Raw genomic sequence first — 9,356 nt, forward strand, 5'->3', positions numbered from 1 at the left:
CGCGACACGGTCCTGCGCCTGACGCCCTCGTCGGTGCTCGCGCGTCAGGCGGCGGCGGTGCAGCGCTGGGAGCCCCCGAAGGACGCTCCCGATGCGCCGTGAGGGTGACCGCGAGCTGCGGATCCGGCTGCTCGGCGAGCTCGTCGCGGAGGGCGACGGACGTGTCTCACGCGCGCAGTCCGGCCGCGTCGCGGCGCTGCTGGCGCTTCTCGCGCTCGAGCCGGGGAGGGTCGTGTCGGCGGAGCGCCTGATGGCGCAGCTCTGGGGCGACGACGCTCCGCAGTCGGCGCTCTCGACGCTCTACGTGTATGTCTCGCGACTGCGGCGCCAGCTGGAGCCCCTCGGCATCCGACTGGTCACCCGGCCACCCGGCTATGCTCTCGACATCGCGCCGGACGAGGTCGACGTCGTCCCGTTCGCACGCGCGATCGCGCGGGCGGATGCGGCGCTGCAGGAAGGACAGCCCGGCGAGGCCCAGACCTGGCTCGATGTCGCGGGCGAGCTGTGGCGGGGAGAACCGTTCCAGAATGCCGCGGAGTCTGCGGACCTCCGGCTCGAGGCGCAGCGGCTCACGCGGCTGCGCGACCGCCTCGTCGAGATCGAGGCCCGCTGCCTGCTCGATCAGGGCCTTGCCCGCCGCGCTGCGGAACTTTCGCGGACCCTTACTGACCGTGAGCCGTTGAACGAGGCGTTCTGGCTGCTGCGGATGGAGTCCGAGCACGCCCTCGGCAACACCGCCGTCGCGCTCGCGGTGTACGAGGAGTTCCGGGGGGTGCTGGCCGACGCCCTCGGGATCGATCCGGGCCGGCGCATCCGGGAGCTGCACACGAGGCTGCTGCGGGCGGACTCCGCCGGACCGGACTCCCCCGAACCGGATTCCCGCGCGCCGGGTCCCCGCGAGTCCGGTTCGCCGGTGGGCCGCCACACGGACGGTACGTCGCGGCTGACGCTCGCGCCGCCCCCGCCCGAGGACGAGGTGATCGGTCGTGAGGCGCACCTGAGTGCTGTGACGGATGCTGTGAACGCGGCGCGGTCGGGGCGTGGCACCGTGCTCGTCCTCGAGGGTCCTGCCGGAGTCGGCAAGACGTTCCTCGCGGAACGCGCTGCCCGCCTCGCCGAGCAGCAGGGATTCGCGGTCGCGTGGACGCGGGCGGTCGAGGCGACCGGTGCACCCCCGCTATGGCTGTGGCAGCGGGTGCTCGGGCAGCTGCCCGGTGCACGCGATCCCTCTGGCGCGGACGATCTCGCGCGCCTGCGATCGCTCGTCGCTGACGCCGCCTCCGGAGTCGAGGACGCGACGTTCCGGCTCGCGGACGCCCTCGTCGGCAGGGTGCTCGAGGCGTCACGGACGGAGCCCCTGCTCATCGTCATCGACGACGTGCAGTGGGCCGATTCGCCGACGCTGCGCGCGGTGTCGCTGCTGGCGTCGAGCGTGCGATCGAGCGGGTGCGTCGTCGTGCTGACCGTGCGCCACCCGGAGTCGCACCGGCTGCCGTTCGCCGGCATCCTGGCGACGCTCAGCAGGGAGACGTCGACGCGACGGATCGCGGTGCCCGAGTTCACGCTCGACGAGGTGCGGCGGCGACTCGCGCGGCCTCACGAGGATCGGGGCGGCGAGACCGACCGCATGGCGGCGCAGCTGTGGGAGAGAACGGGCGGAAACGCGTTCTTCCTCACCGAACTGCTGACGGCGGGGCCGGGTGCGGAGCTGCCCAGCACCGTCACGGAGCTCATCGCGCTCCGCGTGGGCGAGCTCGACGCCGACGCCCGCGACCTGCTGCTGACCGCCGCGGTCGACGCGCTCGCCGTCGATCACCGGGTGCACGCAGCGGATGACGGTCCGCGCCCGCCGGAGGTGCTGCGAGTGCTCGACGAGCTGTGCGATCTCGGCATCCTCCGTCGCGGCGCCGACGGATTCGCCTTCGTCCACAGCCTCGCCCGGGACGCCGTGCTCGCGGCGCTCGCGCCGCACGAGGCGGCCGGGCGTCACGCGAAGCTCGCCGCCGCCATCGAACGTGTGTACGGTGCCGACCTCGAACCGCAGCGGGAGCGGCTCGCCTACCATCGCTATCGCGCCGCAGCGGGGGTGGCCGACGAGGCGGCGTACGTCGCGTGCATGGCCGCGGCGGACCGTGCCCGCGCGGCGTTCGCCTTCGATCAGGCGGCTCTGTTCCGGTCGCGAGCGCTCGAGGCGCTGCCGATCGACGACGACGAGCCGCGCCGCCGCGCCCACGCACTGATGCTCCTGACGGAGGAACGGCGCAGCGCCGGCGACGTGCAGGGCGCCTCGCTGTCGCTGCGGCAGGCCCTGCGCGCCGCTCATCGACTCGGGGAGCACGGTGAGCGCGACCTCGCCGTTCGGGTGCTGTCGCTGCTGGGCGGGGTCACCCTGTGGAACTGGCGTCAGTTCGGTGAAGTGGATGCCGAGACCGTGCGCCTGCTGGAGAGCATCGTCGGTTCATCGACGCGCGACGGCGCCACCGCGAATCTGCCGCTCGCGCAGGCGCTGGCGCCCACGCAGGCGCTGACGCCCGCGCAGGTCGTGGAGCTGAGCAGCGCTCTGGCGATGGAGCTCTACTACGGCGACGCTGCGCAACGCGAACACGCGAAAGCGCTCACGGCAGATGCCGTCACCCTCGCCGAGCAGGTCGGAGACCCGGACCTACGCGCCCGCGCCTATAGCGCACGGGTGTTCGCGCTGTGGCGACCCGGCGACGATGCGAGCCGGCGGGAGGCGGTCGCCGCGTGGCTGCGCGAGGAGGGCCCGGGCGATGCCGTCGCGCTCCTCCACCGCGCCTCCCTCGCGATGGCGGCGGCCGACGTTGTGACGTGGAGCAGCGACGCCGACCGGCTCGCGGAGCTGATCCCCCGGCTGGGGCGGGCCGAGCACGTCGCCCAGCACACCGCCCAGCTCGCCGCCATGGCGATGCAGTCCGGCCGGTTTCCCGAAGCGCGAGAGCTCATCGAGCGGACGTACGCGACGCTCCGTCGCACGAGCATCTGGGGCGGGGAGTGGGGGCGATGGATACAGTTGCTGACCCTCGCCCGGCTCGAGGGCGATGTGGAGACGGTCGCCGACGACATCGTCGCCATCGCCTCTCAAGACGCCCACCGCGCGTTGCGATGGTCGGCCGTGATCGCGCTCGTCGAGTCGTCGCGACTCGACGAGGCGCGGGCCATGCAGGCCCGCTGGAACCTCCGTGGTGTGCCGCGCACCGCGCACTGGGGTACGGAGTTCGACGTGTGCCAGGCCGCGGAAGTCGCCGTCGCCCTCGGCACGCCGCTCCTCTCGGATGCGTACACCGCCCTCGCCCGCCTTTCTTCTCCGCTGATCGTGGCGGGGACGGGCCTTGCCGTCGTCGGCTCGCGCGACGAACTGCTGGCCCGGCTGGCAGCACGTCTCGGGCGCGCCGACGAGGCCCGCCGCCATCGCGAGGACGCGGCGGCCGTGACGGGCGCCGTCGAGTTTGCGCTGGGGGTCGAGCCACGGTGGCCCGTCGCCCCGCGAACAGCTCGTGTGAAAGGACGGTGAAAGGTGGCGGACTCACCGTGGTTCGCAGGAATTCTCACCCGGGTTTTCATGCAGGTCGGAAGGTGCACATGAGTTCGCAGGAGACCACCACGGCACCGCCGAAGGGAATGACCGGCAGGCTCGCGAACTACCTCGACGAACGCACCAGCATCTCGGGAGCAGTCGCGGGTCTCGGACGAAAGCTCTTTCCCGACCACTGGTCGTTCCTGCTCGGCGAGATCGCACTGTACAGCTTCGTCGTGCTGCTTCTCACCGGTGTCTTCCTGACGTTCTTCTTCCAGGCATCCATGGCGCCGGTGCACTACGACGGCGCCTACACGCCGCTGCGGGGCATCGAGATGTCGGCGGCGCTGGCATCGACGCTCGACATCTCCTTCGACATCAGGGGCGGACTGTTCGTCCGGCAGGTGCACCACTGGGCGGCGCTGCTGTTCGTCGCCGCGATCGGCGTACACATGCTCCGAATCTTCTTCACCGGAGCCTTCCGCAAGCCGCGCGAGCTCAACTGGGTGCTCGGTTTCGTGCTGTTCGTGCTCGCGATGGCCGAGGGGTTCACCGGGTACTCCCTTCCGGATGACCTGCTATCGGGGAACGGGTTGCGGATCGCCGACGGCCTCGCGAAGGGCATCCCGGTGGTGGGAACGTGGATCAGCTTCCTGCTCTTCGGCGGCGAGTTCCCCGGCGACGACATCGTCGGCCGCTTCTACGCCCTGCACATCCTGCTGATCCCCGCGATCCTGCTGGCGGTGATCGCACTGCACCTGGTGTTCGTCTTCCTCCACAAGCACACGCAGTTCCGCGCACCGGGACGGACGGAGCGGAACGTCGTGGGGTACCCGATCCTCCCCGCGTACGCGGCGAAGGCCGGCGGGTTCTTCTTCGTCGTGTTCGGGGTCGTCGCCGTCATCGGCGCCCTGGTGACGATCAACCCGGTCTGGAACTACGGGCCCTACGATCCGTCTCCGGTGTCGGCGGGAACCCAGCCGGACTGGTACGTCGGCTTCGCCGACGGCATCCTCCGTCTCATCCCGCCCGGCTGGGAGGTCGAGTGGGCCGAGCGCACGTGGTCGTTCAACATCATCGTCCCCATCGTCGTCCTCGTGGCCTTCCTGGCGTGCGTCGCCTGCTACCCGTTCCTGGAGGCGTGGATCACCGGCGACCAGCGCGAGCATCACCTCCTCGACCGCCCGCGCAGCGCGCCGACCCGCACGGCCATCGGCGCCGCCGGCGTGACCTTCTACGCGGTGCTCTGGTCGGCGGCGAGCTCCGACCTCATCGCGACGCATTTCGTCCTGTCGATCGAGGGGGTCACGCACGCGCTCCAGGTGGCCTTCTTCGCCGCTCCGGCGCTGGCGTATTTCGTGACGAAGCGCATCTGCATCGGGCTGCAGAAGAAGGATCGCGAGCTGCTGCTCCACGGCTACGAGTCCGGGCGGATCTACCGGTTGCCGGGCGGCGAGTACGTCGAGGTGCACGAGCCGCTCGACCAGTACGAGCGCTGGAGGCTCATCGACGTCGAGACGCACCAGCCGCTGGTCGTGCGCCCGGACGACCGCGGCCGCATCGGCCCGCTCGCGCGCGTCCGCTCGGTGCTCTCGCGGTGGTTCTTCGAGGATCGCCTCGAGCCTCTCGGATCGTCCGAGATCGAAACCGGTGCCCGCCACCCGGCAGACCCCGCGGTCGCTGCTCCCGGCTCGCACGTCTCGCACAGCGAGGAAGACGGTGCGTGAACGCAAGAAGGCGAGCGTGAGCGGGGGGACGGGCGAGTGCCCGTCCCCCCGCGGTTCAGCCCGTGCACTCCGCATCGCTGGTCGGCACGAGCGGCATCGGGGGCTCCTGCCGGATGCCGGTCGCGCTCGACGGCACGCCGCGGATCTCGACGGTGCCGCTGGTCGCCCGGAGCTGCAGCACGGCGGTGCCGTCGTCCTGCCGCTCGATGATCACCTCGCCGCCGTAGGTCGCCGTGATGACGTCCGACCCGAACGACAGCGTGCCCTGCTCCGTGAAGTAGCCGAGCAGCGCCATCGGCTCGATGTCGAAGGTGATCACGGCATCCAGGGAGCCGCCGTTGCCCTCGGGGACGCCCACGCGGGTGAGGATCCACGAGCCCGCGAGGTCGCCGCACTTCACCGCGTGATAGCGCACACCTTCCCATGTATAGTCCAGCAGCCAGCCCTGACCGACGCGGTAGGTGACGTCGGATCTGCCGATGCCGCGGCGACTGACGAGTTCGTAGGAGACGACGCCTTCCTCCTCGGCATCCGGTCCCGTGTAGACGACGAGCGCCGGGAGCGGCTGCTTCTGACCGTCCGGATCGACACCGTGCCCACCGCTGCGCAGCGAAGCGCTCGCGGTGCCCGTGGAGATCTCGTCGCCGTCGGTCGCGCTCCGCCCGGTCACGGTGACCTCCAGCGACTGGTGCGGGCTCGACAGGGCTCCCGGCCCGGGAGCGGTCACGACGGTGACGCACGCGCCGGAGCGGAGGAACGTCTCGACCTCGCGGGCGATCAGGTGCTCTGTCGCCTCGGCGACGCGGTGAGAGGACTCCAGGAACGTCTCTCGCTGATCGCCGGAGACGGACTGGCTCGCACGATCGATCGACGCCGTGCCCGACCAGTGCGCCGCGTCCGCGGACGGAGCGAACGACCCGCTGGCTTCGACGTACAGACCTTCGGCCGCCTCGCCCCCGCGGAGGGCGGAGCGGTAGGCGAACTCCCGTTCGGCGATCATCGCGTCGTCACCGACCGTGCCGGCCAGCTCCACGGTCTGTGCGAACGAACCCGAGTTGAGGCCCGCCGTGCCGGTGTGCGTGATCGTCGTCTGAAGCGTGATCGTGCCCGAGTACCTGCCGTCGGGATCGGGGCAGCCCCACACGTCCGCTGTCGTGTCGATGTCGATCGACGTGGACTGGCCGTCCGCCGACGTGAACTGACGGAAGTCGCCTTCCACCCGGAGCAGGCCCCCGGCGTACGTCGAGACGACGCGCATCCGGGGCGTGCCGTCGCTGTTCAGGACGGGCTCGCCGTCGGCATCCTGCGCGACCTCGTCGAGGTCGGCGCCGTGTCCCTCACCGACCGCGCTGAAGGCGTCTCGCACGAGCCCGGGCATCGCGAGCGTGCCCAGCTCCGCGCCGAGATAGCCGAGCGCCGCCAGGTCGGCGGGGCGTGCAGCGGCACGCGCCGACCCGCGAGAGACCTGCAGTTCAGGGGCGAACAGGCGTATCCGCTCCGTATCGGCGAGAGCGTTCAGACCGGCGAACGCGTCGGAGAGCCCGCTGCGCACCGTGTCGTCGCGCGCGAGGCCGGTCGTATCCACCAGGACATCGGCGAGGCGTGCCGAGTGGCGCACCAGATCATCCACCTGGTTCACGGCAGCAGGCTCTGGATCAGGGGCCGGGGCCGCGCATCCCGACACCATGAGCGCGAGGCAGGTGAGCCCGCCGGAGATCCCCAGGCGCCGGGCGTTGGCGTGGCCGGCCATTCAGTGCCCCTCGGCTTCGCGGGCGTGGAGGTCGGGCAGGAAGTGCTCGAACAGGCCGACCTCCTCGATGTTGTGCTTCACCCACGCGGCATCCATCTCGGGCCCGAAGATCCGGGTGCGCAGGTAGCGGTTGATCGGCGCGGCCAGGCGCCAGCGGCCGCCCAGGTCCAGCACGCTCGTGTAGTGCGTCGCGCCGTCGGCGCGAGACCACGTGTGCTCGAGCTGGAAGAACTGCGCGCCGGCGATGCGCAGCACCAGGCGGATGCCGGTGAGGTCCAGCTTCTCGACGCGGTCGACGGAGTCGATGTAGTACCGCTCGTCCCTTCCCATCGCCTCGACGATCCGGAACCGCGAGCCCTCTCCGACCCCGCCCCCGGAGGCCTCGCGAGCGAGCTCCCATCGGATGTGATCGAGCGGGTGCCATACGCGGTAGCGGGGGACGGTCTGTCCGAAGTAGTCCGTGTCGTGACCGATGTTGCGGAACCACCACAGCAGCATCTCGGGGGTGACCCCGCGAAGCGGCTCGTGGTCGATCGTGATGCGGACGCGATGCAGGGGGAACCGCGTGATCGACACGCGCGAGTCGATGACGTCGCGCAGCGCGCCGCTCAGTGGCAACGGCTCCGGCAGCGGGAGTCGGCGGGACATGAGACCTCCTGGGCTCGTCGGGGATGGCCGGTGACGCCGCCGAGTCTGCCGAGGTCCGCTAGCGCGCACCTTTCATGCCGTGTCGGGAGAACGCAAGGTTGCGTCCGGGAGCTCGGCGAGGGCCGTTTCGAGCGCGTGCGCGACGGCATCCACGCGGTCGAAGGTCCCGAGACCGCGAGTGACGTACGCCATCGCGTAGTCGTGTCGACGGGAGTACCAGGCGCAGCTGCCACCGATCCCGCCCATGCCGAACTCGTCCTCGTCGACACTGAGTCCCAGCGACCACTGCGCGGGGCCGTCGAGGAACGCGTCGTGGCCCACCGCGTGGGGGCGCAGGTACTCCTCCCACAGCACCGGTCCGAGGGCGCGCGCGATCCTCCCGCCCGGCCGCGACAGGTCGTCGTAGAAGCGGGCGAGGCCCGACGCGGTGGCGAACAGTCCGTCCGCCGGAAAGGATGCCTGTCGCGCGGGCGCCGAGTTGACGTGCGCCGGGACGAGGCGCCCGGCGGGGAGGGACAGCGCCCGCGCCGCGAGCGGGTTCGCCAGGTATTCGGCGACCCAGTTCTCGTCGATGATCTCGAGGGCGGCGACGTCGCCCAGCACGGAGTACGGCACCCCGAACCAGAGTGTTGCACCGAGCGGCGTCGTCACCTCGGCGACCGTCGTCCGGATGTCGACGGCGCCGGCCGCCGCGAGCAGCCCGTCGATGAGGTGTCCGTAGGTCATCGCGTGCTCGGCGATCGCCGTTCCCGGCTCGGACAGGCACTCCGCCGCCGCGAGCGCGTGGATCAGGGCGTCCTTGTCGAGCGGATCGATCCCGCTCGCAGCTTCCGGGAACACCGACATCCCCGCCCGGTGCGACAGGAGGTACCGGAGCGTCGTCCGCTCCTTGCCGCCCTGCCCGTACTCCGGCCACCAGCGGATGACGGGGTCATCGAGGGTCACGAAACCCTCGCGTACCGCGAGGAGAGCCGCCAGCGCGGCCAGCGGTTTGCCGGTGGAGTAGGTCATCGCGAGCGTGGCAGACGTCCACGGCTTCGTCCTGTCGGCATCCGCGAACCCGCCCCAGGCCTCCAGGACGGGGCGACCCTGCCGCCAGACGCTCAGCGACGCGCCCGGTTCCTCGCCCGAGACGATCAACTCGCGGAACGCGGACACGGCGGGCTCCAACCCGGGGTCCGCGCCGCCGACCGTCACGTCAGGCTCACTTCTGTTCATTGCGCCTTCCTCATCTCGATGGATCAGTCACCGCTGGATTCCGCAGTCACTCTGGCACAGTCGTGTGCGTCCGGACTGTGCTGGGACGACTGCCGAAACCGGGGACGACCCCCAACGCGTCCGCGACGCGCGCCGCGACGGCGGCGGAGCGAGCGACGTGGCGCTCGGCGGCCTCATCCTCGCCGAGCCTCTCCGCGAGGCGCCCGAGGAGATCGTCGACGGTACCCCAGACGGCCAGACCCGTCCCCACATCGATCAGCTGTCCCTCGAAGGGAAGCAGCGTGTCGTACGCGTCGCGCAGCCGCGGCGCGCCCAGCAGGAGCGACAGCTCCGCCGCCTGCGCCCACTCGAACTGACTGCCCCAGTACCGGCGCGTCGGGATGTGGCGCAGGCTCCAGCGCGACTGCAGCTCACGGGCCTCGCGCAGCCGTCCGCCCTCCGCCAGCGCGAGCACGGCGGTCCACCGCAGCGCACGGTG

Annotated in this window: 6 protein-coding genes; 2 read left to right on the forward strand and 4 right to left on the reverse strand. The window is 71.3% G+C overall.

Annotated elements, in window-relative coordinates:
• Positions 1 to 91: 91 nt before the first annotated feature.
• Both WBP48_RS06525 and WBP48_RS06530 read left to right on the forward strand, forming a co-directional pair.
• Positions 92 to 3,532: a BTAD domain-containing putative transcriptional regulator gene (locus tag WBP48_RS06525; protein ID WP_424437849.1), complete on the forward strand. Its 3,441-nt coding sequence runs from the start codon at positions 92 to 94 to the stop codon at positions 3,530 to 3,532.
• A 68-nt stretch (positions 3,533 to 3,600) separates the two neighbouring features.
• Positions 3,601 to 5,262: a cytochrome b gene (locus WBP48_RS06530; protein WP_424437852.1), complete on the forward strand. Its 1,662-nt coding sequence runs from the start codon at positions 3,601 to 3,603 to the stop codon at positions 5,260 to 5,262.
• 55 nt (positions 5,263 to 5,317) lie between these two features.
• Here WBP48_RS06530 and WBP48_RS06535 read toward each other — a convergent pair whose 3' ends face one another.
• The 4 genes from WBP48_RS06535 to WBP48_RS06550 form a co-directional block, all read right to left on the reverse strand.
• Positions 5,318 to 7,012, reverse strand: coding sequence for a hypothetical protein (locus WBP48_RS06535; RefSeq protein ID WP_424437855.1), 1,695 nt, complete (start codon positions 7,010 to 7,012; stop codon positions 5,318 to 5,320).
• Complete coding sequence (locus WBP48_RS06540) at positions 7,013 to 7,660, reverse strand: hypothetical protein (RefSeq protein ID WP_424437858.1); 648 nt, start codon at positions 7,658 to 7,660, stop codon at positions 7,013 to 7,015.
• 72 nt (positions 7,661 to 7,732) lie between these two features.
• On the reverse strand, positions 7,733 to 8,878 hold the full coding sequence (locus WBP48_RS06545) for a serine hydrolase domain-containing protein (protein ID WP_424437861.1): 1,146 nt from the start codon (positions 8,876 to 8,878) through the stop codon (positions 7,733 to 7,735).
• 46 nt (positions 8,879 to 8,924) lie between these two features.
• On the reverse strand, positions 8,925 to 9,356 hold a 432-nt coding region (locus tag WBP48_RS06550), incomplete at its 5' end, for a hypothetical protein (RefSeq protein WP_424437864.1).

Origin of the sequence: Microbacterium sp., from assembly GCF_049661145.1 — a bacterium.
Taxonomy (GTDB): domain Bacteria; phylum Actinomycetota; class Actinomycetes; order Actinomycetales; family Microbacteriaceae; genus Microbacterium.

What these genes read in the sequence shown, in the direction of transcription:
- WBP48_RS06525 (WP_424437849.1), top strand. Translation starts at nt 92, where the DNA reads ATGCGCCGTGAGGGTGACCGCGAGCTGCGGATCCGGCTGCTCGGCGAG.
- WBP48_RS06530 (WP_424437852.1), top strand. Translation starts at nt 3,601, where the DNA reads ATGAGTTCGCAGGAGACCACCACGGCACCGCCGAAGGGAATGACCGGC.
- WBP48_RS06535 (WP_424437855.1), bottom strand. Translation starts at nt 7,012, where the DNA reads ATGGCCGGCCACGCCAACGCCCGGCGCCTGGGGATCTCCGGCGGGCTC.
- WBP48_RS06540 (WP_424437858.1), bottom strand. Translation starts at nt 7,660, where the DNA reads ATGTCCCGCCGACTCCCGCTGCCGGAGCCGTTGCCACTGAGCGGCGCG.
- WBP48_RS06545 (WP_424437861.1), bottom strand. Translation starts at nt 8,878, where the DNA reads ATGAACAGAAGTGAGCCTGACGTGACGGTCGGCGGCGCGGACCCCGGG.